The sequence below is a fragment of the Curtobacterium sp. VKM Ac-1395 genome (genome assembly GCF_015350975.1).
Lineage (GTDB): Bacteria > Actinomycetota > Actinomycetes > Actinomycetales > Microbacteriaceae > Curtobacterium.
In genome coordinates, this window is sequence record NZ_JADKRX010000001.1 from 402,296 (window position 1) to 429,243 (window position 26,948).

General features: G+C 69.4%; 28 protein-coding genes and 1 tRNA gene. 22 read left to right on the forward strand and 7 right to left on the reverse strand.

The window, feature by feature from the left end; genetic code table 11:
* The first annotated feature begins 52 nt into the window (after positions 1-52).
* The 13 genes from folP (at position 53) to ITJ68_RS02145 (ending at position 10,269) form a co-directional block, all read left to right on the forward strand.
* Positions 53-844, forward strand: a complete 792-nt coding sequence (gene folP, locus ITJ68_RS02090) for a dihydropteroate synthase (protein WP_267238437.1) — start codon at positions 53-55, stop codon at positions 842-844.
* Positions 841-1,257: a dihydroneopterin aldolase gene (gene folB, locus ITJ68_RS02095; RefSeq protein WP_194659682.1), complete on the forward strand. Its 417-nt coding sequence runs from the start codon at positions 841-843 to the stop codon at positions 1,255-1,257. Before folP ends, folB begins: the two co-directional genes overlap by 4 nt.
* Complete coding sequence (gene folK, locus ITJ68_RS02100; RefSeq protein ID WP_194659683.1) at positions 1,254-1,865, forward strand: 2-amino-4-hydroxy-6-hydroxymethyldihydropteridine diphosphokinase; 612 nt, start codon at positions 1,254-1,256, stop codon at positions 1,863-1,865. Before folB ends, folK begins: the two co-directional genes overlap by 4 nt.
* Complete coding sequence (locus ITJ68_RS02105) at positions 1,862-2,341, forward strand: DUF3180 domain-containing protein (protein ID WP_194659684.1); 480 nt, start codon at positions 1,862-1,864, stop codon at positions 2,339-2,341. The genes folK and ITJ68_RS02105 overlap by 4 nt, the downstream gene beginning before the upstream one ends.
* Before the next feature lie 59 nt (positions 2,342-2,400).
* Entirely contained in the window at positions 2,401-2,922 is a 522-nt protein-coding gene (locus tag ITJ68_RS02110) for a PH domain-containing protein (protein ID WP_194659685.1), read from the forward strand.
* Positions 2,923-2,930: 8 nt separating this feature from the next.
* Positions 2,931-4,691 (forward strand): PH domain-containing protein, encoded by a 1,761-nt coding sequence (locus ITJ68_RS02115; protein ID WP_194659686.1) that lies wholly within the window; start codon positions 2,931-2,933, stop codon positions 4,689-4,691.
* Positions 4,688-5,380, forward strand: a complete 693-nt coding sequence (locus ITJ68_RS02120) for a Rossmann-like and DUF2520 domain-containing protein (protein ID WP_194659687.1) — start codon at positions 4,688-4,690, stop codon at positions 5,378-5,380. Before ITJ68_RS02115 ends, ITJ68_RS02120 begins: the two co-directional genes overlap by 4 nt.
* Positions 5,377-5,832 carry a hypothetical protein gene (locus ITJ68_RS02125; protein WP_194659688.1) on the forward strand — a complete coding sequence of 152 codons (456 nt, stop codon included), beginning with the start codon at positions 5,377-5,379 and terminating at the stop codon, positions 5,830-5,832. The genes ITJ68_RS02120 and ITJ68_RS02125 overlap by 4 nt, the downstream gene beginning before the upstream one ends.
* A gap of 64 nt (positions 5,833-5,896) precedes the next feature.
* Positions 5,897-7,423 carry a lysine--tRNA ligase gene (gene lysS, locus ITJ68_RS02130; protein WP_194659689.1) on the forward strand — a complete coding sequence of 509 codons (1,527 nt, stop codon included), beginning with the start codon at positions 5,897-5,899 and terminating at the stop codon, positions 7,421-7,423.
* A gap of 70 nt (positions 7,424-7,493) precedes the next feature.
* A complete protein-coding gene (locus ITJ68_RS02135) occupies positions 7,494-7,697 on the forward strand; it encodes a hypothetical protein (RefSeq protein WP_194659690.1) in 204 nt (67 codons plus the stop codon).
* Between the two features lie 64 nt (positions 7,698-7,761).
* On the forward strand, positions 7,762-7,893 hold the full coding sequence (locus tag ITJ68_RS19305; RefSeq protein WP_267238438.1) for a hypothetical protein: 132 nt from the start codon (positions 7,762-7,764) through the stop codon (positions 7,891-7,893).
* A 340-nt stretch (positions 7,894-8,233) separates the two neighbouring features.
* Entirely contained in the window at positions 8,234-9,292 is a 1,059-nt protein-coding gene (locus ITJ68_RS02140) for a sigma-70 family RNA polymerase sigma factor (RefSeq protein WP_194659691.1), read from the forward strand.
* Positions 9,293-9,537: 245 nt separating this feature from the next.
* Positions 9,538-10,269: a tyrosine-protein phosphatase gene (locus tag ITJ68_RS02145; RefSeq protein WP_194659692.1), complete on the forward strand. Its 732-nt coding sequence runs from the start codon at positions 9,538-9,540 to the stop codon at positions 10,267-10,269.
* A 13-nt stretch (positions 10,270-10,282) separates the two neighbouring features.
* Here ITJ68_RS02145 and ITJ68_RS02150 read toward each other — a convergent pair whose 3' ends face one another.
* The gene (locus ITJ68_RS02150) at positions 10,283-11,215 is read right to left on the reverse strand and encodes an NAD(+)/NADH kinase (RefSeq protein ID WP_194626987.1); all 933 of its coding nucleotides are present in this window, start codon (positions 11,213-11,215) and stop codon (positions 10,283-10,285) included.
* Between the two features lie 89 nt (positions 11,216-11,304).
* On the opposite strand from ITJ68_RS02150, the gene ITJ68_RS02155 reads away from it, so the two are divergent.
* A complete protein-coding gene (locus ITJ68_RS02155) occupies positions 11,305-11,784 on the forward strand; it encodes a Clp protease N-terminal domain-containing protein (RefSeq protein ID WP_194659693.1) in 480 nt (159 codons plus the stop codon).
* 172 nt (positions 11,785-11,956) lie between these two features.
* Positions 11,957-14,476: an ATP-dependent Clp protease ATP-binding subunit gene (locus tag ITJ68_RS02160; RefSeq protein WP_194659694.1), complete on the forward strand. Its 2,520-nt coding sequence runs from the start codon at positions 11,957-11,959 to the stop codon at positions 14,474-14,476.
* 92 nt (positions 14,477-14,568) lie between these two features.
* Here the strand turns inward: ITJ68_RS02160 and ITJ68_RS02165 are convergent, their stop codons facing one another.
* Positions 14,569-15,021, reverse strand: a complete 453-nt coding sequence (locus ITJ68_RS02165) for an SRPBCC family protein (RefSeq protein WP_194659695.1) — start codon at positions 15,019-15,021, stop codon at positions 14,569-14,571.
* A gap of 162 nt (positions 15,022-15,183) precedes the next feature.
* Here ITJ68_RS02165 and ITJ68_RS02170 point away from each other — a divergent pair, with 162 nt between their 5' ends.
* Both ITJ68_RS02170 and ITJ68_RS02175 read left to right on the forward strand, forming a co-directional pair.
* Complete coding sequence (locus tag ITJ68_RS02170) at positions 15,184-15,726, forward strand: amino-acid N-acetyltransferase (RefSeq protein WP_194659696.1); 543 nt, start codon at positions 15,184-15,186, stop codon at positions 15,724-15,726.
* 64 nt (positions 15,727-15,790) lie between these two features.
* A complete protein-coding gene (locus tag ITJ68_RS02175) occupies positions 15,791-16,480 on the forward strand; it encodes a hypothetical protein (protein ID WP_194659697.1) in 690 nt (229 codons plus the stop codon).
* Between the two features lie 28 nt (positions 16,481-16,508).
* Here the strand turns inward: ITJ68_RS02175 and ITJ68_RS02180 are convergent, their stop codons facing one another.
* Both ITJ68_RS02180 and ITJ68_RS02185 read right to left on the reverse strand, forming a co-directional pair.
* Positions 16,509-16,937 carry a hypothetical protein gene (locus ITJ68_RS02180; RefSeq protein ID WP_194659698.1) on the reverse strand — a complete coding sequence of 143 codons (429 nt, stop codon included), beginning with the start codon at positions 16,935-16,937 and terminating at the stop codon, positions 16,509-16,511.
* Between the two features lie 116 nt (positions 16,938-17,053).
* Positions 17,054-17,260: a cold-shock protein gene (locus ITJ68_RS02185; protein ID WP_071278847.1), complete on the reverse strand. Its 207-nt coding sequence runs from the start codon at positions 17,258-17,260 to the stop codon at positions 17,054-17,056.
* A gap of 281 nt (positions 17,261-17,541) precedes the next feature.
* Between ITJ68_RS02185 and ITJ68_RS02190 the strand changes: the two genes are divergently transcribed.
* Both ITJ68_RS02190 and ITJ68_RS02195 read left to right on the forward strand, forming a co-directional pair.
* Positions 17,542-17,925: an SseB family protein gene (locus tag ITJ68_RS02190; RefSeq protein ID WP_071278849.1), complete on the forward strand. Its 384-nt coding sequence runs from the start codon at positions 17,542-17,544 to the stop codon at positions 17,923-17,925.
* 62 nt (positions 17,926-17,987) lie between these two features.
* Positions 17,988-19,097 carry a VanZ family protein gene (locus ITJ68_RS02195; protein WP_194659699.1) on the forward strand — a complete coding sequence of 370 codons (1,110 nt, stop codon included), beginning with the start codon at positions 17,988-17,990 and terminating at the stop codon, positions 19,095-19,097.
* A gap of 48 nt (positions 19,098-19,145) precedes the next feature.
* Here the strand turns inward: ITJ68_RS02195 and radA are convergent, their stop codons facing one another.
* Positions 19,146-20,507: a DNA repair protein RadA gene (radA, locus tag ITJ68_RS02200; protein ID WP_194659700.1), complete on the reverse strand. Its 1,362-nt coding sequence runs from the start codon at positions 20,505-20,507 to the stop codon at positions 19,146-19,148.
* Positions 20,508-20,516: 9 nt separating this feature from the next.
* Complete coding sequence (locus ITJ68_RS02205) at positions 20,517-21,539, reverse strand: SGNH/GDSL hydrolase family protein (protein WP_194659701.1); 1,023 nt, start codon at positions 21,537-21,539, stop codon at positions 20,517-20,519.
* 142 nt (positions 21,540-21,681) lie between these two features.
* Here ITJ68_RS02205 and ITJ68_RS02210 point away from each other — a divergent pair.
* From ITJ68_RS02210 to ITJ68_RS02220, 3 genes are all read left to right on the forward strand, one after another.
* A tRNA-Ser gene (locus ITJ68_RS02210) sits at positions 21,682-21,771 on the forward strand.
* A gap of 420 nt (positions 21,772-22,191) precedes the next feature.
* Complete coding sequence (locus tag ITJ68_RS19455) at positions 22,192-25,161, forward strand: TrlF family AAA-like ATPase (protein ID WP_194659702.1); 2,970 nt, start codon at positions 22,192-22,194, stop codon at positions 25,159-25,161.
* Between the two features lie 320 nt (positions 25,162-25,481).
* A complete protein-coding gene (locus ITJ68_RS02220) occupies positions 25,482-25,664 on the forward strand; it encodes a hypothetical protein (protein WP_194659703.1) in 183 nt (60 codons plus the stop codon).
* Between the two features lie 6 nt (positions 25,665-25,670).
* On the opposite strand, the gene ITJ68_RS02225 is transcribed toward ITJ68_RS02220, so the two are convergent.
* On the reverse strand, positions 25,671-26,870 hold the full coding sequence (locus ITJ68_RS02225; protein WP_194659704.1) for a Fic family protein: 1,200 nt from the start codon (positions 26,868-26,870) through the stop codon (positions 25,671-25,673).
* Positions 26,871-26,948: the final 78 nt, after the last annotated feature.

Genomic DNA, 26,948 nt, shown 5'->3' on the forward strand with positions numbered 1-26,948 from the left:
ACGGGGTCGCCGCCCAGGTGGCCGTCCGTCCGTCGGAGGACGAACCCGCGTGATGGGGATCCTCAACGTCACGCCGGACTCGTTCTCCGACGGCGGGCTGCACCAGGCGTACGACAGTGCCCTCGCGCACGCCCGTGAGCTCGTCGCCACCGGCGCCGACATCGTCGACGTCGGCGGGGAGTCCACCCGGCCGGGGGCCGAGCGGGTCCCCGTGGACGTCGAACAGGAGCGGGTGCTCCCCGTCGTCCGGCAGCTCGTCGCCGAGGGCGTCCCGGTCAGCATCGACACGATGAACGCCAGCACCGCCGAACGTGCGGTCGAGCTCGGCGCCGTGATCGTGAACGACGTCTCCGGCGGCCTCGCCGACCCGGACATGGCCCGCGTGGTCGCCGCGACGGGCACCGGGTTCGTGGTGATGCACTGGCGCGGCCACAGCGACCGGATGTACCGCGACGCCGTCTACGCGCACGCGGTGGACGAGGTCCGTCGCGAGGTCGAGATGCGCGTCGCCGAGCTCATCGTGCTCGGCGTCCGTCAGGAGCAGGTCGTCATCGACCCGGGCCTCGGCTTCGCCAAGCAGGGCGCGCAGAACTGGGAGATCCTCGCCGGGTACGAGCGCTTCGCCTCGATCGGGCTGCCCGTGCTCGTCGCCGCCTCGCGGAAGCGCTTCCTCGAGGGCGTCGGCAGCGCCGAGGGTGCTCCGCCGAAGGACCGTGACCTCGCCACGGCGGCCATCAGCCTGTTGGCCGCCGAACGAGGCGCCTGGGGCGTGCGTGTGCACGACCCCGCACCGACCCGCGCCGTCCTGGACGTGTGGGAAGCCTGGAGGGCAGCTCGATCGTGAACGACACCATCCGCCTCACCGGGGTCCGTGCCCGTGGCAACCACGGCGTGTTCGACCACGAGCGCGCCGACGGCCAGGAGTTCGTCGTCGACGTCGCGGTCGAGGTCGACGCCCGGGCCGCCGCCGGCACCGACGACCTCGACCGCACCGTGCACTACGGGGTCCTCGCCGAGCAGGTCGTCGCCGAGATCGAGCGCGACCCGGTCGACCTCATCGAGACCCTCGCCGAGCGGATCGCCGCCGCCGTGCTCACCCACCGCGCCGCCCTGGCGACGGAGGTCACCGTCCACAAGCCGCAGGCACCGATCACCGTGCCGTTCACCGACGTGTCGATCACGATCCGCCGCGAGCGGACCGTCGAGCACGATGCCGCAGTGCACTCCGGCGCAGCCGGGTCCGGAGCCCGCGCGTGAGTCGTGCCGTCATCGCCCTCGGCGCCAACCTCGGCGACCGGGGCAGCACGCTCCGCGCCGCAGCGGCCGCCGTCGCCGCGGTCCCCGGCGTCCGACCGGTGGCGTCCAGCCACGAGGTCGAGTCCGTCGCCGTGACCCTCGACGGCCCGGACACGGCGAAGCCCCGGTACCGCAACGCCGTCGTCGTCGTGGACACCGACCTGGGGCCGCAGGAGCTCCTCGACGCCCTGCACGCCATCGAGGACGCCCACGGCCGCACCCGCGAGGTCCGGTGGGGCGACCGCACGCTCGACCTCGACGTCGTCGCGCTGCAGGACGACGACGGCACGGACGTCCTCGTCGACACCGCGACCCTGACCGTGCCGCACCCCCGCGCACACGAGCGCGCGTTCGTGCTCGCGCCGTGGCACGACGCCGACCCATCGGCCGTGCTGCCCGGTGCCGGGCCGGTGGCGGACCTGCTCGCCGCGGTCGGCGACGACACCGAGCGCGTCGACGAGCCGCGCCTCTTCGACGAGCCGACCCGAGCCTCCCGTCCGACCGACGCGACCGTCGCGACGGACGTGGCCGACGCGACCGCTGCGACGCCACCCGGAGCGGTCTCGTGAAGCCGACCCGCGCCTCCACCCTCGTCAGCGTCGCGGTCGTCGCGGCCGTGGCCGGCTTCGCCCTCGACGCCGCGCTCGCCTCGCGCCAGGTCCCGACGCTCATCCTCTCCGCCCCGCTCGGCCTGACGCTCGCGTTCATCGGCATCGCGCTGGTGGTCATGGCGCTGCCGATCCGGCGCCAGGTCCGCGGGCGGGCCGAGCGCCGTGTCGACCCGCACTACGCGACCCGCGTGGTGGTGCTCGCGAAGGCCTCGAGCATCTGCGGTGCCTTCTTCGGCGCGCTGGCGCTCGGACTGGTCGTGTACCTCCTGACCCGCTCGGTCCTGCCTTCGCTAGGCTCGACCCTGCCGAACGCCGTGGCCGTCGGTGGCGGGATCGTGCTCACCGTGTGCGCCCTCGTCGCCGAACGGATGTGCGTCGTCCCCCCGGACGACGACGACCACGACGACCCGCGCGGCGGCACGGCGGTGCACTGACCGACTGCCGTTCGACCACCGCGCGACGGCCGACCCACGCCACACCACAGGAGGCCGCGATGCCGCGCGAACGACTCGACGAGCCCGGCCTCGGCCTGACCGGTGTGGACTGGACCCGGGTGTCCTCGAAGCTCGTCTGGACCGAGCTCATCACGACCGTGCTGGCTGGGGTCGTCGTCACCGTCGGCTGCGTGCTCATCGGGGTCGTGAGCGGTGGACCGGGCGAGACGGCCGGCCTCGTGTGGACGCTGATCGGCGTCGCGATCGGGATCATCACGCTGGTCACGGCCGTGCTCACGCCGCGTCGGGTCCGTGCGATCGGGTACGCCCTCCGTGACGACGACTTCGTGCTCCGCAAGGGCCTGATGTGGCAGCGCTTCACCGCGGTGCCGTACGGCCGCCTGCAGCTCGTCGACGTGAACCGCGGACCGCTCGACCGGGTGCTCGGCATGAGCGAGCTGAAGTTCGTGACCGCTGCGGCGTCGACGAACGTGCGGATCCCGGGCATCCCCGCCGACCGCGCGGACGAGCTCCGCGACCGACTCGTCGAGCTCGCCGAGTCCCGTCGCGCCGGGCTGTAGGGGCCGACGTGACCTTCCGACCCGGGCCGCCGCCGCCCGCACCGCCCGCCCCGAACCGCCGGGGGAACGCCGCGGCCGCCGCGCCCCTGACCGACGGGGAGTGGCATCGACTGCACCCCCTCACACCGCTGCTGCGCGGCGGGATCTTCCTCGTCGTCGTGCTCGGCATCGTCGTGAACAACCTCCGCGACACCCTCTTCGAGACCTTCATCCCGGGCGGCGGGTCACGCGAGCAGGGCGACCCCGTCCGCTACGTCTGGGAGCACGGGGCGTTCGGCTGGGTGCTGCTCGGGATCGCGGTGTTCCTGGTCGTGCTGATCGGTCTGTTCTACCTGTCCTGGCGCATGCACGAGTTCCGCGTCACCGGCGAGATCGTCGAGGTGCGCTCCGGCGTGATGTTCCGCAACCACCGCAAGGCCCGGCTCGACCGGATCCAGGGCATCAACATCACCCGCCCGCTGATCCCGCGGCTGTTCGGCACGGCGAAGCTCGAGATCGCGCAGGCCGGCAACGACGCCAACGTGCAGCTCGCGTACCTCGGGGCGAAGGCCTCCGACGACCTGCGGCAGCGCATCCTGGTGCTCGCCTCCGGCGCCCGCGACGAGCCCGAGGAAGCGACACCCGGCCGTCAGTACAGCTCGGACGGGGTCGTCTCCGACCGCGTGTACGAGTTCCTGTCGCCCGAGCTCGACGCCGACGCGGTGCACGCCACCCGCATCGTGAAGGTCAAGCCCGGGCGCCTCATCGCCTCGATGCTGCTCTCCGGCACGACCGTGGTGATCCTGGCGCTGGTCGCCGCGATCATCGTCAGCATCGCGCTGACGGGGGAGTACTTCCTGCTCGTCACGCTGTTCCCCGCCGTCATCGGCAGTGGCGGGTACTACGTCCGCAAGTTCTCGAAGTCGCTGCAGTACACCATCGCCGACACCCGCGACGGCATCCGGATCGGCTTCGGCCTGGTCTCGACGACGAACGAGACCCTGCCGCCCGGCCGCATCCACGCGGTCAGCGTCGCGCAGCCCCTGCTCTGGCGTCCGTTCGGCTGGTGGGACGTCCGCATCAACCGTGCGACCAACGCCGGCAACGGGGCGTCGAGCAACCAGCAGGTGTCGTCCATCGTCCTCCCCGTGGGGACCGCGGCCGACGTCCGACAGGTGCTCGAGATCATCCTGCCGGCACTGGTCGGATCCGCGGTCGTCGGGCCCGAGGCCTCGAAGGACCGCCTCCGCGAGGGCTCCGCCGAAGCCGTCAGCGTGGTCGACGACAGCCTCACCACCACCGGGGACGCCGGTGGCTTCGTGCACTCGCCGCGTCGGGGCCGCTGGCTCCGCCCGCTCTCCGCACGCCGCAACGGCTACCGCTTCGTCGAGGGCGCCGTGCTCGTCCGCCTCGGGGCCGTCTGGCGGTCGCTCGTCGTCGTCCCGCTGCCCCGCGTGCAGAGCGTGCGCGTCGAGCAGGGACCGCTGGAGCGGCTGCTCCGCCTGGCCTCGGTGCACGTCCACACCGTCTCCGGTCCGGTCGCCGCGCGCGTCGGGGCGCTCGACGCCAGGGACGCCCAGCGCCTGTGGTCCGGCACCGCGGAGCGCGCCGTCGAGGCAGCGGCCACCGACACCTCCCACCGCTGGCGGTCCCGTGGACCAGCAGCAGCCGACGGCCAGGAGGCTCGCACCACCCCCGACCCGCACCCTGCGGTCCCGCAGGCGGCCCGCTCGGCGCTTGACGTGCCTCCCGGCTGGCAGGACGTCCCCGGGACGGGAGCCGTCCGATGAGGGCGGGACGGCTGGGCGTGGGCGTCGTCGGCGCCGGACGGGTCGGTCCGGTCCTCGGGGCGGCGCTGGCGAACGCGGAGCACGCGGTCGTCGGCATCACCGCGGTCTCGGCGTCGAGCGTCGACCGTGCCGAGGCCCTGCTGCCCGGCGTCCCCGTCCTCGCGACCCCGGAGCTGGTGGAGCGCAGTGAACTCGTGCTGCTCGCGGTGCCGGACGACCAGCTCGCGGAGCTCGTGCAGGGTCTGGCGGACGCCGGCATCTGGCAGCCGGGGCAGCTCGTCGTGCACACCAGTCCTGACCACGGCGTCGGCGTCCTGGCGCCCGCGATGGCCGCCGGGGCGATCCCGCTCGCGATCCACCCGGCGATGGCGTTCACCGGGACCAGCGTCGACCTGTCGCGGTTGCGCGATGCCTACTGCGCCGTGACCGCACCCGGCCCCGTGCTCCCCATCGCCCAGGCGCTCGTCGTCGAGATGGGGGCAGAGCCCTTCGTCGTCGCCGAGCAGGACCGGCCCGCGTACGCCGATGCCGTGCGCGCCGCCGTGAGCTTCTCGACGGCCATCGTGGACCAGTCCGCCGGCACGCTGTCCTCGATCGGGGTGGAGCGTCCTGGCCGGGTCCTCGGGGCGCTCGTGCGCTCGGCGGTCGACAACGCGCTGGCGGCCGCGGACGGGCAGTCGGCGCTGTGACGGACGGCCCGTTCCGCATCACCACGGCCCAGGCCAAGGTCGGGTACGTCGTGGCGGCGAGCGTCATCGGGATCCTGCTCACGCTGCTGCTCTTCGCGTTCGGGCTCCCGGACGTCGTCGTGCCCTTGGTCGCCGCGATCGGGTTCGTCCTGATGGTCGGCATCGGCGTGCGGGTGTTCCGCGGGGACGACGAACCCGTCGCGCCGCCGCGTGCGTGGTGGCGGATGACCGCGAGGCCGTTCGCCGGGTTCCTGCTGGCCGCGTACTTCGTCGCCGACGGACTGCTCGCGCGGCCGAGTGTCTCGAGCGGGTTCGACGTTGCCGGCACCGTCGTGATGCTCCTCGTCGCGGCGGCGTACGCCGGGTCGTCGGTGACCCTGCTCGTGCTGCGGGCGCAGGGCCGCGCGCCCGCAGGGGCCTTCGCCGCGGGCGGGACGCCGTCCCGCGGGTGACGGGCGGCGGGGCGCTGGCCGGTAGCATCGACGCGATCCCCCACGACCTCCGGAGCCGCACCCCATGACCGACGAGTCCGCCACCACCGACACCGCGATCGCCGACGCCGCCGCCCTGGCCGAACAGGAGACGAACGAGCAGCGTCAGGTCCGGCTCGACAAGCGCGCGCGGCTGCTCGAGGCCGGGATCGAGGCCTACCCCGCCGAGCTCCCGATCACCACGACGATCCCCGCGGTCCGGGCGCAGTACGCGCACCTCGAGACCGGCGAGGAGACCCAGGACGTCGTCGGGATCGCCGGCCGCATCGTGTTCTCGCGGAACACCGGCAAGCTCTGCTTCGCGTCCCTGCAGTCGGGCGACGGCCAGCGCATCCAGGCGATGGTGTCCCTGGCCGAGGTGGGCGAGGAATCCCTGGCGCGGTGGAAGGAGTACGTCGACCTCGGCGACCACGTGTTCGTGCACGGTCGCGTGATCTCGTCGCGTCGTGGCGAGCTGAGCATCATGGTCGACGACTGGGCGATCGCGGCGAAGGCGATCCTGCCGCTGCCGAACCTGCACAACGAGCTCAACGAGGAGACCCGGGTCCGTCAGCGGTACCTCGACCTCATCGTGCGCGACCAGGCCCGCGCGACCGTCCGTGCCCGTGCCGCCGTGATGGCGTCGCTCCGCCAGACGTTCACCGGCCACGAGTACCTCGAGGTCGAGACCCCGATGCTGCAGACCCAGCACGGTGGTGCCTCGGCCCGGCCCTTCGTCACGCACTCGAACGCCTTCGACACCGAGCTCTACCTGCGCATCGCGCCGGAGCTCTTCCTGAAGCGGGCCGTCGTCGGCGGGATCGACCGCGTGTTCGAGATCAACCGCAACTTCAGGAACGAGGGCGCCGACTCGTCGCACTCGCCCGAGTTCGCGATGGTCGAGGCCTACCAGGCGTACGGCAACTACGAGCAGATGGCCGACCTCACCCAGGAGCTCGTGCAGAACGCGACCCGCGCGGTCACCGGCGGGTCGCTCGAGGTCACGCTGCCCGACGGCACCGCGTACGACCTCGGTGGCGAGTGGCCCCGCATCGACATGTACGGCTCCCTGTCCGAGGCCGCCGGGCGCACGATCACGCCGGAGACCCCGCTCGCCGAGCTCCAGGAGCTCGCGGCCGCCGAGGGCGTCGAGGTCGCCCACGCCACGCACGGCAAGTACGTCGAGGAGCTCTGGGAGCACTTCGTCATCGACTCGCTCGACCGCCCGACGTTCGTGATGAACTTCCCGGTCGACACGTCACCGCTGACGCGCGAGCACCGCACCCGCCCGGGCATCGTCGAGAAGTGGGACCTGTACATCCGCGGGTTCGAGCTCGCGACGGCCTACTCGGAGCTCGTCGACCCCGTCGTCCAGCGTGAGCGCTTCGTCGAGCAGGCGAAGCTCGCCGCGGGCGGCGACCCCGAGGCGATGCGCGTCGACGAGGAGTTCCTGCGGGCCCTCGAGCACGCCATGCCGCCGTCCGGCGGCATGGGCATGGGCGTCGACCGCCTGCTCATGGCGATCACCGGTCTCGGCATCCGCGAGACGATCCTGTTCCCGCTCGTCAAGTGAGCCAGCCAGGAGGCTCGGTGCGCGTCCGACGCACACCGAGCCTCCCGACAGGGCGAGGTACGATGACCGCGTGCCGCATGGAGTCGTGACCGGGATCATCTTCGCGCTGACGCCGACCGTCGTGGTCGGCCTCGTGTTCTGGTTCGTCATGCGCGCGATCATGCGGGCGGACCGCAACGAACGGTCCGCGTACGCCAGGGTCGAGGCCGAGGAGCGCGCCCGCTTCGAGCGCGTCCACGGCACCGCTGCGCCCACGTCGACGCCCTCGGAGTAGTCCGACACGTCCCGGCCGTCCGGCGTTCACGCGGCCGTTGCCGGCCGGTGTGAGCATCATCCGCATGTCCATCATGCAGATGTTCCGTTCTCGCAGCCTCGTCGGCGACATCGAGAGCGAGTACGACGAGTACGACCGTGACGCCGACCTCGAGGTGTCGAAGCGCCGAGCGGGGTGGCTCGAGCCGTCCTGGTGACCCTCACGCACCTGCTCTTCGGGGTACGGCGGCCGGATCGCATCGATCCGGACCGACGTACCCCTTTTCGTTGTCCGGGAAGCGCTGTGCCCCGGGGTACACCCGCCGAAACGCGCCCGACACATGCCGACATCGGCGGAAACACGGCCTGATCCGCGCACTTCCGCGGAAGTCGAGGCGAAATGCTGTCGGCATCGTGTACCCCTCCCCATGGGGTACCGATGGTGAAGCACGGAGAACCCTGGGAATCGATCCGACGGGTTTGTGGGGTACACCTCCGGACCGCTTTACTCGGTCTCACCCGACGAGGGCCAACACCGTCGAATGCAGGGAGAGTCACATGACGATCGCAACGGCAACGCCGAGCACCACCTCACGCCGCACCAAGAAGGCAACCGCCAAGACCGACTCCGCCAAGGTCGAGAGCACGACGCTCGACGCCGCACCCGAGGTCGAGGCAGACGAGCAGCTCGCCGGTGTCCGTGGCGCATCCGTCGACCAGGTCGGTGACTACCTGCGCCACATCGGGCGTCTGGCACTCCTCACTGCCGAGGAAGAAGCCGACATCGCCCGCCGCATCGAGGTCGGCCTGTTCGCCGGTGAGAAGCTCGCGACCGAGCAGAACCTGCCCAAGGCGCTGCAGCGTGAGCTCAAGTGGCTCGTCCGCGACGGTGAGCGCGCCAAGGAGCGGATGATCACCTCGAACCTCCGCCTCGTCGTCAGCATCGCGAAGCGCTACTCCCAGCGCGGCCTGCCGTTCATGGACGTCATCCAGGAGGGCAACCTCGGGCTCGTCCGCGCGGTCGAGAAGTTCGACTTCACGCAGGGCTACAAGTTCTCCACGTACGCCACCTGGTGGATCCGTCAGGCGATCTCCCGCGGCCTCGCTGACAAGGCCCGCACGATCCGCATCCCGGTCCACACCGTCGAGCTGATCAACAAGATCTCGCGCACCGAGCGTGACCTCACCGTCGACCTCGGCCGCGCGCCGATGCCCGACGAGGTCGCCGCCGAGCTGAGCATGAGCGTCGAGGAACTCGTCGACCTCAAGGGCCGCTCGCACGAGCCGGTCTCGATCCACACCGTCGTCGGTGACTCGGACGACAGCGAGCTGGGCGACTTCATCGAGGACGAGGACGCTGCGTCCCCGAACGAGCTCACCGAGACGACGCTCCTGCACCGCGACATCCGCTCGATCGTCGCCGAGCTGCCGAGCGACGAGGCGAACGTGATCCGCATGCGCTACGGCCTCGACGACGACAAGCCGATGACGCTCGACGAGATCTCGAAGATCGTGCACACGACCCGCCAGGCGGTCAGCCGTGTGGAGTCCCGCGCCAAGCTCCGCCTGTTCGCCAAGGCGGTCTCGCAGGACATGCAGCTGTACCTGACCGAGTAGGTCGGGCAAGGACTTCGGCCGGTGCCACGAACGGTGCCGGTCGGGGGGAACCGGGTCGTTCCGTGGGAAGGCGATCCGGTGGGGTGACGGGAACGGCCCGTCCGAGCGATGCTCGGGCGGGCCTCTCGTGTGTCCGGCCTCCACGGCCAGTGCAGCCAGCATGTGATGTACGGTGTTCTGCATCGTCCCGAGGAGTCCCCGTGTCTGCTGCATCACCATCCGTCGCCCCGACGAGCACCGAACGGGTGCATGACGTCGACGGCACCTTCAACCTCCGCGACCTCGGCGGACTGTCGACCGTCGACGGACGGGCCATCGCACCCGGACGGTTCCTGCGCTCGGGCAGCCTCGCCGGCCTGACCAGTCGGGGTCGCGCGGAGCTGGACCGCCTCGGTGTCGTGCGGGTCGTCGATCTCCGGACGATCGTGGAACGCTCCGCTGCGCCCGACGCCCTGATCGGGTCGGCTGCTCGGTGCACGGCGGTCCCGCTGCTCACCGGGGCGCTGTCGTCGATGGCGTCCGTCCCCACACTCGGTGACCTCTACCTCGGCCTGCTCGACGACGAGGGCACGGGCATCGTCACGGCCGTGCAGGTCCTCCTCGAGCAGCCGGACACCGGCGGGGTGCTCGTCCACTGCTCCGCCGGCAAGGACCGGACAGGAGTGCTGGTCGCGCTGGTCCTGCTCGTGGTCGGGGTCGGTCGGGACGCCGTGCTCGACGACTACGCCCTGACCGAGCAGCTCCTGCCGACGTCGTTCGGTCCAGCGGCGCTCGCGATGGCCGAACAGGTCCGGGCGAGCGGCATGACCGTCGACGACGACGCGGTGCTGGCGCTCGCGACCCGGTCGCCACGTGCGGCCCTGGACGCAGCGATCGAGCACGTGGTCGACCAGTGGGGCTCAGCCGCCGGGTACCTGTGGGCGCACGGCCTGCCCGACGACGGCATCGACGCGCTCCGGGCACGCCTGCTCGTCTGAGTCGCGGCGGGCGTCAGTCCTCGACCTCGCGCCGGAGCTTCTGGCGCAGGTCGCTCGGGATGAGCTCCACGAGCTGGTCCGGGCGGACGGGGAGGTCGAGCAGGCTGAGCTTCACCCGGCCGGTCCGCCCGTGTCGCTCGGCGTCGAGCCGCACCACGCTGCCGGCGTCCTTCCGCAGGCGCATGTCGATCTGGGCACCGGTGGCCACCTCGCCCACGACGAGCCCGTCGACCTCGAGCGCCGCGCTCCTGGTGCCCTCGGCGATGTCGAAGCGGTAGCGCTCCCGCGCTGCCAGGACCACGGCGCGGTCGATGCCCGCCATCGGGGCGACCGGGGTCACGACGGACCCGGAGAGCGCGGGGGAGAGCACCGGCCCACCCGCTGCGTAGTTGTAGGCCGTCGACCCGGCGGGCGTCGCCGCGACGATGGCGTCGGCTCGGTAGTACCCGTAGCCGAGGCCGCCCACGCTGAGGTCGGCCGAGACCTGCCCGGAGCCCGGGCGTCGCACGATCGTCAGGTCGTTGAACGCCAGGTAGTCCGTCCGGGCGCCGCTCCAGGCCAGCCGGGCTTCGAGGGCGTGGTGCGGTTCGAGCTGGTACTCGCCGGCGGACAGCCGCTCCAGGGCCGCCTCGAGCTCGGGCGGCTCGATCTCCACGAGGAAACCGACGTTGCCGTAGTTGACGCCGAGCACGGGCACGGGCCGCTTCGCCACGAGCCGCATGGCGCCGAGCATGGTGCCGTCGCCGCCCAGGGCCACGACGAGGTCGACGGTGGCGGTGAAGTCGTCGTCCTCGACCACCTCGATCGTGTCGCCGATCCGGGCGGCGTCGATGCGTCGGGCGACCAGGCGCCCGAGGCCGGAGGAGTTCCAGCGCCGCAGGGTCGTGACGGACTCCTGCACGTTCTTGGTCGGGTGGACGACGAGGCCGACGACGGGCTGCTCCATGGCCGGATGCTACCGGGCGGACCTGCACCGAGCGGTGGACTCGAGCTGAACGGCTTCCATACACACACGAAACGCGATATTCTGTATGGATGCAGACTGCTGCGCTCTCCGTCGCCGTGCCCACCCTCCGCCACGGCCGCGAGATCGTGCTCCTCGCCGAACACGAGTCGCAGGACTCGGGCTTCGGCTTCGTCGACGCGGAGCACCTCCTCGTCGCGGCGGTCGTCCTGTGCGCCGGCATCCCGCGGCTGGCCTCGGTGCTCGACGCACACGGGGTCACGCCGGCGCGGGTGCGGGAGTCCATCCGGGTCTTCGTCGGCGCGGGCTCCGTCCCCTACCCCTCCGAGCCGGACCGGATCGTGTGCACGCCGGCCGGTGCGCGGGTGCTGGCGCGGGCGGCGCAGATCGCCGGTCCGGACGAGCGGGTCCGGCCGCACCACGTGGTCCTCGCCGTGCTCGACGGCATCGACGACCCGCTGATGGGCGCCGCCAACGACGTGCTCGAGCGTCTCGGGGTCGAACCCCGTCGCTTCCGCCGTGCGATCCGACGGGCAGCGCGCCGTTCCTGACGTCCGACAGTCGGTCCGTCACCGCTGAACGCACCCAGCCAACCCAGGTCACGCCCACGGCGAACAGGGGCAGCCCCGGGGCGGAGCGCTGGTTACTCTCGAAGTACTTGGCCGGACTCACACGAGACCGGCACAGCTGTCGGCTCCGATCGCAGGGGCCAAGGGAGAGCACATGTTCGAGAGATTCACCGACCGGGCCCGTCGTGTTGTCGTCCTCGCTCAAGAAGAAGCGAAGATGCTCAACCACAACTACATCGGGACCGAGCACATCCTCCTCGGCCTGATCCACGAGGGCGAGGGTGTCGCTGCCAAGGCGCTCGAGTCGCTCGGCATCTCGCTCGATGCCGTCCGTGAGCAGGTCCAGGACATCATCGGCCAGGGCCAGCAGCAGCCGACCGGGCACATCCCGTTCACGCCGCGCGCCAAGAAGGTGCTCGAGCTGTCCCTGCGCGAGGCGCTGCAGCTCGGCCACAACTACATCGGCACGGAGCACATCCTGCTCGGCCTGATCCGCGAGGGCGAGGGTGTCGCAGCCCAGGTCCTCGTGAAGCTCGGCGCCGACCTGAACCGGGTGCGCCAGCAGGTCATCCAGCTCCTGTCCGGCTACCAGGGCAAGGAAGCGGTCGCCGTCGGCGGCGAGCAGCAGCAGAACGCCCAGCAGGGTTCGCAGGTCCTCGACCAGTTCGGTCGGAACCTCACCCAGGCCGCGCGCGACGGCAAGCTCGACCCCGTCATCGGGCGCGAGAAGGAGATGGAGCGGGTCATGCAGATCCTCTCCCGCCGCTCCAAGAACAACCCCGTCCTGATCGGTGAGCCCGGCGTCGGCAAGACCGCCGTCGTCGAGGGCCTCGCCCAGGCGATCGTCAAGGGCGACGTGCCCGAGACGCTGAAGGACAAGCAGCTCTACTCGCTCGACCTCGGTTCGCTCATCGCCGGGTCCCGCTACCGCGGTGACTTCGAGGAGCGCCTGAAGAAGGTCACGAAGGAGATCCGCACCCGCGGCGACATCATCGTCTTCATCGACGAGATCCACACGCTCGTCGGTGCCGGTGCAGCCGAGGGCGCGATCGACGCGGCGTCGATCCTCAAGCCGCTCCTCGCTCGTGGCGAGCTCCAGACCATCGGTGCCACCACGCTCGACGAGTACCGCAAGCACTTCGAGAAGGACGCAGCACTCGAGCGTCGCTTCCAGTCCGTGCAGGTCAACGAGCCGTCGCTGCCCCACACGATCAACATCCTCAAGGGCCTCCGCGACAAGTACGAGGCGTTCCACAAGGTGTCCATCACCGACGGGGCGATCGTCTCCGCGGCGAACCTGGCGGACCGCTACGTGCAGGACCGCTTCCTGCCCGACAAGGCCATCGACCTGATCGACGAGGCCGGCGCCCGCCTGCGTCTGTCGATCCTGTCGGCGCCCCCGGAGCTCCGCGAGTTCGACGAGAAGATCTCGACGGTCCGCGGGTCGAAGGAAGCCGCCATCGAGGAGCAGGACTTCGAGAAGGCCGCATCGCTCCGTGACGAGGAGAAGAAGCTCCTCGGCGAGCGTCTCCGCCTCGAGAAGCAGTGGCGCGCCGGTGACGTGGCCGCATCCGGCACCGTCGACGAGGGCATCATCGCCGAGGTCCTGGCGCAGGCCACGGGCATCCCGGTGTTCAAGCTCACGGAAGAGGAGACCTCGCGTCTCGTCTTCATGGAGAAGGCCCTGCACCAGCGCGTCATCGGTCAGGAGGAGGCCATCTCGGCCCTGTCCAAGACCATCCGGCGCACGCGTGCCGGCCTCAAGGACCCGAACCGCCCCTCGGGCTCGTTCATCTTCGCCGGCCCCACGGGCGTCGGCAAGACCGAGCTCGCCAAGGCGCTCGCGGAGTTCCTGTTCGACGACGAGGGCGCACTGATCTCCCTCGACATGTCGGAGTTCGGCGAGAAGCACACCGTCTCGCGCCTGTTCGGTGCCCCTCCCGGGTTCGTCGGGTTCGAGGAGGGCGGCCAGCTCACCGAGAAGGTGCGCCGCAAGCCGTTCTCCGTGGTCCTCTTCGACGAGATCGAGAAGGCCCACCCGGACATCTTCAACTCGCTGCTGCAGGTCCTCGAAGAGGGTCGTCTGACCGATGGTCAGGGCCGCGTGGTCGACTTCAAGAACACCGTCATCATCATGACCACGAACCTCGGTTCGCAGGGCATCGCCGGTGGCCCGGTGGGCTTCCAGGTCGAGGGTGACTCGGGCGTCGGCTACGACCGCATGCGCTCGAAGGTGAACGAGGAGCTGAAGAAGCACTTCAAGCCGGAGTTCCTGAACCGCGTCGACGACACGATCGTGTTCCCGCAGCTGTCGCAGCCCGAGCTGCTGCAGATCGTGGACCTGTTCGTGAAGCGCCTGTCGGACCGCATGCTGGACCGCGACATGACCGTCGAGCTGACGGTCCCCGCCAAGGAGCAGCTCATCAAGGTCGGGTTCGACCCCGCCCTCGGTGCTCGCCCCCTGCGTCGCGCCATGCAGCACGAGGTCGAGGACCAGCTGTCCGAGCACATCCTGCAGGGTGAGCTCACCGCTGGTGACCACGTGAAGGTCGACTTCCGCGAGGGCAAGTTCGAATTCGAGACCGGGCGTCAGCCGGGCCGCGAAGAGGTCCTCGCCGGTGCGGCGGCCGTCGAGGCCGGCACCGACGCGCCCCAGGGCGAGATCGAGTCCTAGGAGTCACATCAGACAGACGGGAGGCCCGGTGCCAGCTGGCACCGGGCCTCCCGTCTGTCTGCGCTCACGTCATGCGACGTGAGCCGGCCTGATCAGGCCTGGACGTCGCCGCGCCAGCCGTCGGCCGTGGGGGCCGCTTCGACGCGCTCCTTGTAGTTCTGCAGGTCCTTCTTGACGGCGTGGCCGCCGACGCCGACCGCGGAGCCGAGCTTCTCGAGGATGCCCGAGGGCTGCCAGTCGATCTGCACGGTGACACGGGTCTCGGCGTCACCCAGCTTGTGGAACGTGACGACGCCGGCGTGGTCGGTCTCGCCGTCCTTCACGGTCCAGGCGACACGCTCGTCCGGGTGCTGCTCGGTGATGACCGCGCGGAACTGACGCTCCTGGCCCGCGACCTTGACGGTCCAGTCGGTGGTGGTGTCGTCGACCTGGACGATCTTCTCCACCTCGTCGAGGAAGGTGGGGAACTCCTCGAAGCGAGTCCACTGGTCGTAGGCGGCGCGAACGGGGACGTTGACGTCGACGGTCTCGATGATCTGGGGCATTGGAACTCCTTGAGCTTCTTGTCTCGTCGTCTTGCCCTGCCGAACGTAGGCCGATGCCCTGGACGCGGGCCTCGACGCTGTCCCCCGGGCGCACCCGCGGGCTGGTCGGAGGGGCCTCGTTGCTGTCCGCCCGGCCTGCCGCCCCGCCGTAGGGTGGTGTGGATGACTCACCACGGGAAGCACGCGTTCGACGAGCGAGACGACCACGGCATCCTGGTGCGGCCCGCGCTCGCGTCGGACGTGCCGCACATCCAGCGGCTCATCGCCCCCTACGTGGACCGCCGGATCCTGCTCGGCAAGGAGAACGTCGCCCTGTACGGCTCGATCCAGCAGTTCCGGATCGCCGAGGCCCCCGACGGGACGCCCATCGGGTGTGGCGCTCTCGCCGTGTTCTGGGACGACATCGCCGAGGTCCGGACGCTCGCCCTCGACGGGGACTGGATCCACAAGCGCGTGGGGCACCGGATGCTCGAGGCGCTCGAGCACGACGCGCGCGAGCTGGGCGTCGCACGCATCTTCTGCCTGACGTTCGAGGTCGAGTTCTTCGCGAAGCACGGGTACCTCGAGATCGGGGAGCAGGTCGTCGACCCCGATGTGTACGCCGAGCTCGTGCGGTCGTCGGACGAGGGCGTCGCGGAGTTCCTCGACCTGGCCCGGGTGAAGCCGAACACGCTCGGCAACACCCGCATGCTGAAGATCCTCTGACGGGTTCTCCCGGTGCGCGGCGGGGTTCCGCCGTGGGGTGCGTGCGGTTGTCTAGCCTGTGCGCATGTCGTCGCTCCGTCACCCCGTCGGCCCCGAGAAGCCGGTCGTCTACTGGCGCCGTCGTCTGGCGGTCATCGCTGCGATCGTGATCGTGGTGGTCGTCATCGTGCTCATCGTCGTGGGGCGCGGGACCGGGGCTCCGGCGGCTGGTCCGTCGGCGTCTGCCTCGTCGTCCGCGGACGCGGCCGCTTCGTCGGACGCGGGTTCTGGGTCTGGTGCTTCCGGGTCTGGTTCGTCTGGGGCCGGCGCTGCCGAGACCCCTGCGCCGTCCGCCAGCGCCGCTGCTGACGGTGCCGCGTGCGCCGACGACCAGATCACGCTGACGCCGGTCCTCGACAAGAGCACCTACGGGCCGACCGAGGACCCGAAGATCGCGATGTCGATCGAGAACACGGGCTCGAACGCGTGCAGCATGGACCTCGGGTCAGCCCAGCAGGTCCTGACGATCAGCTCCGGGCAGGAGCAGTACTGGTCGTCGAAGGACTGCCAGACCGGCGGGACGAACCAGGACGTCACCATCACGGCCGGGCAGACGCTGACCACGCCAGCCATCGCGTGGGACCGCACCCGGTCCGCGAAGGACACCTGCGACGCCGCACGCCCGGCCGTGACCGCGGGGGGCGCCAGCTACCACCTGGAGGTCGCGGTGGGGGAGCTGCAGGCGAAGGCGTCGAAGCAGTTCATCCTCAACTGAGGGATGGGCGCGGGGCGCGGGGGTGGGGCTACCCGAACGCCGGGGTCTGGACGCGGCACCGCACCGGCTTGCCCGCGGAACCGTGCTCCTCGGCGATGACCTTCTGGCCGTCGAGCAGGATGCGGCAGGTGGCGCTCCGGCCTGCCGGGGGCGTCGCCCGGACAGCGGCCGGGTCCTTCGCGAGGACGATGGACTCGTGGGTCCAGGTGGCCGTACCGCCGTTGCCAGCGCCGGGGCGGGTGGCGGCCTTCGCGATCGTGCGCATGGTCGCTGCGTCGCCGCGCTGCTCGGCACCGAGGTAGCGGACGTCGTTCAGGGTACTGGCGTTCGGGGCGTCAACGCTGACTTCGTAGGTGACCGCCCAGGCGTCGCCGACCTGCTGGTGGAGCTGCGCGCAGCCCGTCAGTGTGAGGGTGACCGCGGCGAGGGCGGCGACTGCTGCAAGAGTTTTGTGCATGAAAACACAATCGCGGCCGGCCGATCGAACTTCGTCATGACGAAGTATCGATCGAGTCCGACCGCGGTCGTGTTCGAGGTCAGCCGACCGGATGACGGTCAGCGTTCCTCAGGGGTTCAGCCGATGACGGTGATGTTCTCCGCCTGCGGGCCCTTGCGGCCCTCGGTGATCTCGAACTCCACCTTCTGGTTCTCCTCGAGGCCGCGGTAGCCGCTGCCCGAGATCGCCGAGAAGTGCGCGAAGACGTCGGCGCTCTGGTCGTCCGGGGCGATGAACCCGAAGCCCTTTTCGTTGTTAAACCACTTGACGGTTCCAGTTGCCATGATGGCGTTTCCTTAACTGTTCTTGCTTTCCATCGCGGTATGACACGCAGACGGAGCCTCGTCGTATGTCGACGAGGGTGATGCGCCACGCGGGCAGGTGCCGGCGGGACGGGTTCGGGGTCAGACCCGGAGGCCAGTGACCCGTGAGTCCGGTTGAGGGGCATTGCACCTCGTCCAGACGTTGGGCGCCGCCGAAGCGGTTCCACCAACCTAGCGCGTCTGGAGCGCCAGGACCAGACGAAGTCGCCGGGATCGAACAAAATCTGGTGAACTTGGTGGTGATGGCAGACAAGGAACAGCGCTTCCGGAGCGAACAGCTCGAGGAGGCCCTCGCACAGCAGGACGTCGCCGCGGTTGCGTTCGCACTGCGGAACGACATCGTGATCGTCCCCAGGCTCGTCACCGGCAAGAAGGACATGCAGGTGCGGGTCTTCGGCCGGGAAGGCTCCGAGAAGCGCATCCTGCTGCTGTTCTCGTCGGCCGACGCCTACACCGCGATGGTCCCGGACGAGAAGGTCCGGCAGGTCATGGTCTACGACGCCGAGCGGCTCGAGGAGTTCCTCGCCGCCCATCTCGACTCACTCGAGGGCGTCTTCTTCGACATCGCCGGCCCGAACACGATGCAGTCGGACCCCGCCGACCTGCTGGCCGCATTGCGCGCCTGACGGTCGTGCTCGCCTGGTCGCACCGGCGGACACCGAGGACGCAGGATCGCTAGCGTCGCTTCATGGAGTCCATCCGACCGGGGATCATCGCGTTCGTCGTCGGCGCGTTCCTCGCGGTCGCGGCGCTGGTCCCGTTCGCCGCGTACGAGTACCGGCGGCACGGTCGCCTCGGGTTCCGTCGCAGCGTGCTGGCCTTCGCCACGCTGGTCTACGCCCTCGCGCTCGTGACCTACACGCTCCTGCCGCTGCCCGAGAGTGCTGCTGCTGCCTGTCGTGTGTCGGGTCCGCCGCAGTTGCAGGCCTTCGCGTTCCTCGGGGACATCCAGCGCGAAGGCGGCGTCTCGGGACCCCGCTCCCTGCTCACGAACCCTGCCGCGGTGCAGGTTGCCTTCAACGTCCTGCTCTTCATCCCCCTCGGGGCGCTCGTGCGGCACGCGGTCCTGCGGCACCGGGTGGTCAGCGGACTCCTCGTCGGAGCCGCCGCCGGCGTCGTCGTCTCGCTGGTCATCGAGCTCACGCAGCTGACCGGTGACTGGTTCCTCTACCCGTGCTCGTACCGGCTGTTCGACGTCGACGACCTGATCGCGAACACCGCCGGCGCCGCGCTGGGCACGTTCGCCGCACCACTCCTCGCCCTGATCGTCGGCTCGGACCGCCGCTCAGATGCCGACGCCCCGCGTCGGGTCACCGCCCTGCGGCGGTTCTTCGGGATGCTGGCCGACGTCCTCGCGATCACCTTCACGACCGGGGTGCTGACCGTGGGGACCGCACTCGTCCTGACGATCCTCGGCGTCGACGACCGCTCCAAGCTGACTGCGGTCCTGCTCGCCGCGGTCGCGTTCGTGGCACCCGCTGTGCAGCTCGTCATCGTGCTCGCCTCCGGACGGACCCTCGGGGAGCACGTCACCCGGGTCCGTCCGCTGCCCTCGCCGAACGTCGGACAGCGGTTCGTGCGCTGGGGGCTCGGTTCCGGCGGGTGGGCGGCGCTGTCGGCGAGTTCGCTGCCGTTCTCGGACGTCCTGGCGTTCCTGCTCGCCGTGGCAGCCGTCGTCGGCGTGTGGGCGACGCGAGACCGCCGCGGCTTCGCCTCGGCGGTGGCGCGGCTCGGCATCGTGGACGACCGCCAGCCGCCCGGTGTCGCTGCTGACGGCCTGGAGGCTCGGCACGACTGACGGGGCTCGTCACCGATGCGGGTGGTCGGTCCGCAGGGCTCCCGTGGTTCAGAAGGCGGCGTCGAGCTCGCGTTCGCGCACGGACTTCGTCATCGAGAACGCGACGCGGAGTGCTTCACGCAGGTGTTCGGCGTCCGCGCCGAGGACGGTCGTGAAACCCAGACGTCGGGCTTCGCTGGCACGCTGCTTCGCTCCGGTGGCCTGACGGATCTCGCCGGCGAGGCTGATCTCGCCGATCGCCGCGAGGGTGTGCGGGTAGGGGCGGTCCCGCGCAGCACTGGCGAGCGCGAGCACGATGGCCAGGTCGGCGCCGGGCTCGGTGATCTTGATGCCGCCGACGGTGGAGACGTACACGTCGGCGTCCGAGAGCTTGATCCCAGCGCGGCGTTCGAGGACTGCGAGCAGCATCGCCACGCGGGACGAGTCCACCCCGTTCACGACCCGGCGGGGCTGCGGCGCCGAACTGGGGACGACGAGGGCCTGGATCTCGACGGGGAGCGCACGACGGCCCTCCATCGCGACCGTGATGCACGTGCCCGACACGGGAGCACCGTTGCGGGACATGAACAGGCCGCTCGGGTCGGGGACCTCGTGGATGCCGTCGCCGGCCATGTCGAAGCAGCCGACCTCGTCCGTGGGGCCGAAGCGGTTCTTCAGGGCCCGGACGAAGCGGAGGGCGGTCTGGCGGTCGCCCTCGAAGTGGCAGACGACGTCGACCAGGTGCTCGAGCAGGCGGGGGCCCGCGATGCTGCCGTCCTTGGTGACGTGGCCGACGATGAGCACCGGCAGGTTGCGCTGCTTGGCTTCGCGGATCAGCGTCGAGGCGACTTCGCGCACCTGCGAGGTGCCACCCGCGATGCCGTCGATCGAGGCCGACGAGATCGTCTGCACCGAGTCCGCGATGAGCAGGTCGGGTTGTACTTGGTCGATCTGCCCGAGGATGACGCCGAGGTCGACTTCGCTCGCCAGGTAGAGGTCGTCGTGCATCGCCCCGGTGCGCTCGGCGCGGAGCCGGACCTGGTCGACCGATTCCTCAGCGCTGACGTAGAGGACGCGCTTGCCCATCGCCGCCGCACGCGAGGCGACCTCGAGCAGGAGCGTCGACTTGCCCACGCCCGGCTCGCCGCTCAGCAGGACGGCCGCGCCGGGGACGATCCCGCCGCCGAGCACGCGGTCGAACTCGCCGATGCCGGTCTGCCACCGGGGGACGGACCCGACGCGGGCCTGGGTGATCGGCTGTGCGATGCGGGTCCCGGTGACCGCGATGGCGTTCGTGCCGCGGGCACTGGCGGTGGTGGCGGAGGTGTCCTCAACCGTTCCCCACGACTGGCACTCACCGCAGCGACCGACCCACTTGATCGTGGTCCACCCGCACTCGGAGCAGCGGAACGTGGACTGGGGGCGGGCCATGCGACGAGGTTAGGCCCGGCCGCCGACATCACCCGACTGCTCCGACGGGGCGTCGGGGGCGTCGGCGTCAGTCTGTTCGGAAGCGCTGCCGGCCGGTTCGTCGGGCTCCTGCTGCGCGGGGACCGACCCCGTCATCCGCTGCCGGAGGCGCTCGACAGGGCCAGCCTGGCGGGTGTGGTCGAGGTCGTCAGCTCCATCGGTGTCCTGCTCCGCGCGGGCGTTCGCCACGGCGCCGGCTTCACGCCCGAGCTCCTCGGCTTCGCGTGCGGAGAGGTAGTGCCGGATCGCGGCGACGGTGTCCACACGGGCGTCGATCGCCGGCTCGAAGGCGCTGGCCCAGACCTCGTACCCGCGGTCGTTCGGGTGGAACAGGTCGCCGTAGGTGTTGAAGAACGTGCGACGGATCCCCACGCGCTTGGTGATCGCGTGCAGCGGTGCGACGGTCAGGCCGAGTTCGTCGGCGACGCGGTGGATGATCTCGTTCGCGACTGCGACCTTGCGCTCGCGGTCCGGCGAGAACATGCACGGCAGCTCGGCCACCACCGCGTGGGACGGGACGGCACCGTAGATCGCCCGGATGTTGCGCTCGAACTTGTCCGGGTGGAAGTCGGCGATGTCGTTCGCGCCGATCGACACCGTGCAGACGTCCGGGGTGAAGTGCTGCAGCTTCGGGAGCTGGTCCCGCTTCGCACCCCACGTCGTGGCCCCGGACACGCTGAGGTTGACGACCCGGACCGTCATGCGTGAGCGGTGTCGGACCCGTCGAGCGAGCAGGCCGACGTACCCGCGGGACGGGACCGTCGCGCCGACGCCCTGCGCCGCGGAGTCGCCGATCGCCAGGTACGTGATCTGCCCCTCGTGGTGGAGTCGTTCGCGCCACCAGTCCGCGTGGATGGGCAGCATCTCGACCACCCGTTGTGAGGCCGCCTTCTGGCCCTTGACCCCGGCCCGGGCGCCCATGGCGGCGCCACCGGCGACCACGAGGCCGCCGCCGACGGAGGAGATCAGTGCGATGAGGGTGCGCGTCTTCATGTCGAGGACGCTACGCCCGCGGGACTCGTCGGATCAGCGGGGACGCTGGGTGTGTGGACAGACCGTGCAGCCAGCCGCCTGTGGAGGGTGAGCCGACCTGCGGTGTCGCGGGGGGCCTCCGGGATCGTGTAAACTCTTTCCCGGTACCGTGTCCGAGCGGCCGAAGGATCATGTCTCGAAAACATGTGTGGGGGCAACTCCACCGTGGGTTCAAATCCCACCGGTACCGCCACAACTCGAAGCCCCGGATCCCCGTCAATACAGGGATTCGGGGCTTCTTTTGTTTGCAATCGTGCACGCGCCAGTAACCGAGCGGTAACGGGCCAACCGCGAGGTTCTGTGAGCAACTGCCGGACTCGGCTGCCGATCGGTCGATTCGTCGGGCACGGCGCCAGCCACGAACCATGAGTCTGCTGTGGTGTGACCTAGGGGCCCGATTCGGCGGCTTTGCCTTCGCGCGCCTCCCCGTGCCGCGCTGTCTCCCCGCCTGCGCCCGGTGCAGCGGTATCGTCTGAGATACCCCGTCTATTCAGTTGTGCCGCGCTTCAACGCGCGAAGGAGACTCCACCCGCATGGCTAAATCACTACTCGAGCAACTGCCCAGCATCGTCGCTGCCGGCAAGCGACAGGCTGCACAGATTCTCGAGCTACTGTGACCTCCGCGGCAGATCCGCGCGGGTCCGTGTGGCGGCGCTGGGATCCTCACATCCACGCGCCAGGGACGGCGCTTAACAATCACTTCAGTCCTGACGACTGGGATGAGTACCTGAAGCTCATTGAGCAATCCGAGCCTCGTATTGAGGCGCTCGGCGTTACGGACTACTACGACATTTCCGACTATGAGAAAGTCGTCGCATACAAAGCGGATGGCCGCCTTCCCGACGTTGGGGTCGTTTTCGCGAACGTCGAAATGCGATTGCCGACGGCTACCGCGACTAACCCGGTCAACATTCATCTCCTCATCTCGCCGGAGGACCCGGATCACGTCGAGGAGGCGAAGCGGTTCCTGAATACGCTCAGCTTCCAGTTCGGCGGCGAGATATATGCATGTAACCCGGCGGATCTATCCCGCCTAGGGAAAAAGTCCAACGCAAAGATTGTCGATCAGGGGGCGGCGCGTACCGCGGGTGCGAATCTCTTCAAGGTCACGATGGAGAACCTGAAAAAGTCCTTCTCCGAGAGCGCGTGGGCGCAACAGCACGTCATTGTCGCAGTCGCTGGCAGTTCTACCGATGGCACCGCCGGTATTCGCGATGAGAGCGCTTCACTCGCCGCCGTCCGAACAGAGATTGAACGCGTCGCGCGGGTCATCTTCGCGAGCTCCCCAAAGCAGCGGACGTTCTGGATCGGCGACGGGGCCGATTCGGTTGAAACGCTGAACGAAAAGTACGATGGCGTCAAAGTGTGTCTCCATGGCAGCGACGCTCATAGCCTGACCGCGGTCGGCAAGCCCGCTGAGAACCGGTACTCGTGGGTCAAGGGTGATGCGACCTTCGAATCGCTCCGTCAAGCATGCCTGGAGCCACGGGAACGGGCGATCGTCGCAGACACGCCTCCGTCCGGGGCGCTGCCGCACCGTGTCATCGAGACGATCTCAATGAGCGGCGCGCCGTGGTTCAGCAACGGAAACGTCCCGCTTTCGCCCGGCCTGGTTGCGATCATCGGCGCGCGCGGCTCGGGGAAGACCGCCCTGGCCGATCTGATCGCGGCCGGCGCAGGAGCGGCGAGCGACGATACGACCGACAAGACCTTCCTCCAACGTGCCAAGCGCCATGTTAAGGGTGCCGACGTCGAGCTGACGTGGGCCGACGGTCGCACGACCGGCGCGGAGCTTCCTCCAGTGATGGACCCGGATGCGACGCCTGCAGTGCAGTACTTGTCGCAGCAATTCGTCGAGCGGCTCTGCTCGTCTGAGGGCATAACGGATGAACTGCTCGACGAGATAGAGCGGGTCATCTTCGAAGCTCATCCGTACGAGGAACGTCTCGGCGCGTCGACCTTCCGAGAGCTTCTCGATATTCGAGCGAGTCACGGGCGAGGACTTCGCAATTACGCGAAACAGGAGATTGATGAACTCTCCGACGAGATCGATACCGAGCGTGCAGCCCTTGACCAACATCCCACCTTCAAGGCCGAGCAAGCCCAGCTGGCGAAGGTCTTGGCAGAAGACAAGGGTGCGCGCAGCAAACTCGTGATCGTTGGAGGCGAGGAGCGGTCGCACAGGCTTGATCAAATCAACGCGGAGCTCGCGAGCCGACAGGCTACGATCGATGGGCTTCGTCGACGCGAACAGGCGCTAGGGGAACTGCGCGCCGCGACCCTTGACCTAAAGGACCGTCGCCTGCCCAGTGTCACCGCAGGTCTCCGACGCACGCATGAAGCTGCGGGCCTCAGCGCGGACGAATGGAACACCTTCCAGCTTGCGTTCGTTGGCGATCCCATTGCAATCGTCGACTCGAGGCTGGCCACAGTCAGGAGAGCGATCGCAGGGCTCAGCGGCGAGATGCCGGCGCGTCCCGACGTACCCCCGGTCGATATCCCCTCGTTTATCAGCGACGAATCAGATCTGGCGAAAGAGACGCTGAGTGCGCTTCGAGCTGAGGCCTGGCGCTTGGGACAGCTCACTGGTCTGGACAGCGGGAAACAGAAGCAACTTGAGGCGCTAAATACTCGAATTTCTCGGAACGAGTCCCTCCTCACCGCGGTGGAGAAGAAGATCGCGAATGTTTCGGGCGCGAGCGACCGGATGAAGGCGCTGCAACTTAGGCGGAAGCAGGCGTACTCGTCGCTATTCGACGGTTTTGCCTCCGAGCAGGCCCAGCTAACGGAGATGTACTCGCCGCTCAGAAAGATGCTTGAGACGGAGCTTGGCACGCTCGGCAAGCTGAGCTTCAGCGTGCGACGCCTCGTCGACCTTGAAGCCTGGGCTTCGCGCGGCGAAACCCTACTCGACCTTCGAACTGGAGAGTTCCGCGGACATGGCGAATTGCTCCGTGTCGCGAGGGACACGTTGCTGGCGGCTTGGGAGAACGGCGCGAGCGCTGCAGTCGCGGAGGCGATGAACACCTTCCGATCCGACCATGACCAGCACATCATCGCACAAGCAAAGGCGCCTCGCTCAGACATAAAGGGCTTCCGGGCCTGGGGCAAGGAGGTTTCCGCATGGCTGAACAGTACAGATCACATCACGGTGAGCTACGGGGTGCAGTACGACGGTGTCGACATCGAGCAGCTCTCTCCAGGTACGCGCGGCATTGTTCTGTTGCTGCTCTACTTGGCAGTCGATAAGTCCGACGATCGGCCTCTTATTATTGACCAGCCGGAAGAGAACCTCGACCCCAAGTCGATCTTCGATGAACTTGTCGGACGGTTCGTCGCGACGCGTCGCCGTCGGCAAATCATCATCGTTACCCACAACGCGAACCTAGTTGTAAACACGGATGCGGATCAGGTCATCATTGCGAACGCGGGCGCTCATGTGTCGGGTGGTCTCCCGACGTTGGCATACGTGAGCGGTGGACTTGAGAATCCGCTTGTTCGCTACGAGGTGTGCGAGATACTCGAGGGCGGGAAACCAGCCTTCGAGGAGCGAGCGAGGCGGCTACGCATTCGTCTGGCATGATCCGCGACCGGGCGGTCTGTGCGGTACCGGGCGTGATTGTTCAAGCCCGTCCCACGATCTGTTCGACGCCTACGTCGCGATCGACGAAGGCGAGATCCCGCCCGGCAGGTCCGAACGGCAGATCGCCGGCGCGCTCAGCGCCACCCCTCGGACTGCCCGATGACGCCGATGCCGGACCGGCGGAGCGAGAGCTGACGGTGACGATCGGTTTTCCAGTGCTGGCGGGGGAGCCACTGGCGCCCCAAACAGGTACCGAGACCACGACGCGGCCGAGCTGGCTCCGACGGCCGTTCGGGCGCGACTGAGAAGGAGAGTGACTGATGACGACGTACACACCGCGGGAGCTGTCAGCCGAGCTCGGGTACACGAACGAGTCCCGACCGGGGCAGGCGGTGCGGGTCTACCTGCGCGGGAAGTACCCGGAGCACCCGAAGCACGGTCGCTGGGTACTCGACGAGGCACAAGCCGACGACGTGCGAGCGAACGTGCAGCGGTCGTCGTGACGAGCGTCAGGCTCCGAGGAGCCTGGTGATCCGTTCCCGGATGCGGGTGTCGAGGTCCTCGAACTCGTCGAGTACGTCCATCGCGGCGTACGCGCGGCCGCGGACTCGCTCGGTGACGGCTTCGACGACGCCGGCCTCCTCGAGGGCCTGCACGCCGCGGTAGACGCTTCGCTCCGGGACGTCGCTGAGCGCTTCGACGAGCTGCTCGATGGTGAACACCGGCAGCGACAGGAGGACCGGCAGGATGCGGTCGGCGGCGCTGCCTGCGCGCGGGCCGGCTTGCTCGCGCCAGGCGGCTTCGTACTGCGCGAAGGCTCGGGCCGTGCCGCGAGCCTCTCTGGCCGCCGTCTCGACGCAGAGCGCCAGGTCGGTTACGAGCGGCGAGGCGTCACCGGTGCGGTACGCGGTGAGGAGCGAGAAGTAGTGGCCCGTGTCCGCGGCGAGGGCGCTGGCGACCGGCAGCACCGTGTGCGGCGTGACGCCCCGGCGGCGCAGGATCGCACCGATGAGCGCTCGGCCGATGCGGCCGTTGCCGTCGGTGAACGGGTGGATGCTCTCGAACTGGGCGTGCGCGATCGCGGCCTGGGTGACCGGCTCGACGTCATCCCGGTTGGAGAACTCGATCAGGTCGTTCAGGAGCGCCGGGACCTCCTCCGGCGGTGGCGGGACGTAGAGCGCGCCGCGGGGCGAGTGCTGGGACCCGCCGATCCAGTTCTGCACGTCGCGGATGCGGCCGGCGTACGAGCGCTCGGTGACGTCCGGGTCGTCCTGCATGAGCGCCTTGTGCGCGGCGAGGATCTCGTCGAGCGTGATCGTCGTGCTCGAGGCGTCGATGAGCTTCGTGATCGCCGTGCCGGCGGCCACCATCGACATCGCGGAGGCGTTCTCCTTTAGCCCGCCGATGGCGCGTGCGAACGCGACCGGCGTCGCTTCGACGTGCTCGATGCGGCTGGAGGCGACCGACTCCATGCGGATGAGGAAGCGCGCGAGGGGGCTGAGCACGCCGTCTGCGACGCGCTCGAGGTCGGCGGCCTCGTAGCGGGCCCGGAAGAGCTCGCGCTCGGGGATGACGGGAACGTGGGTTCCGGCGATCATCGGGGGAATGGACACGGTCACTTCGGTGAGCATTCGGTCCTCGCGGGTGCCGCGTCGGCTCGTGCTCGTCCACGGGACGACGCGCGTCGTGTGTGCTGGCCAGTTCGTCATCGCACGTCCTCCCGTCAATAGCTAAGTTGATTATGTCACTTATTTGACAGAAGCGGCAATAGCGGCGTGGATTCCGCC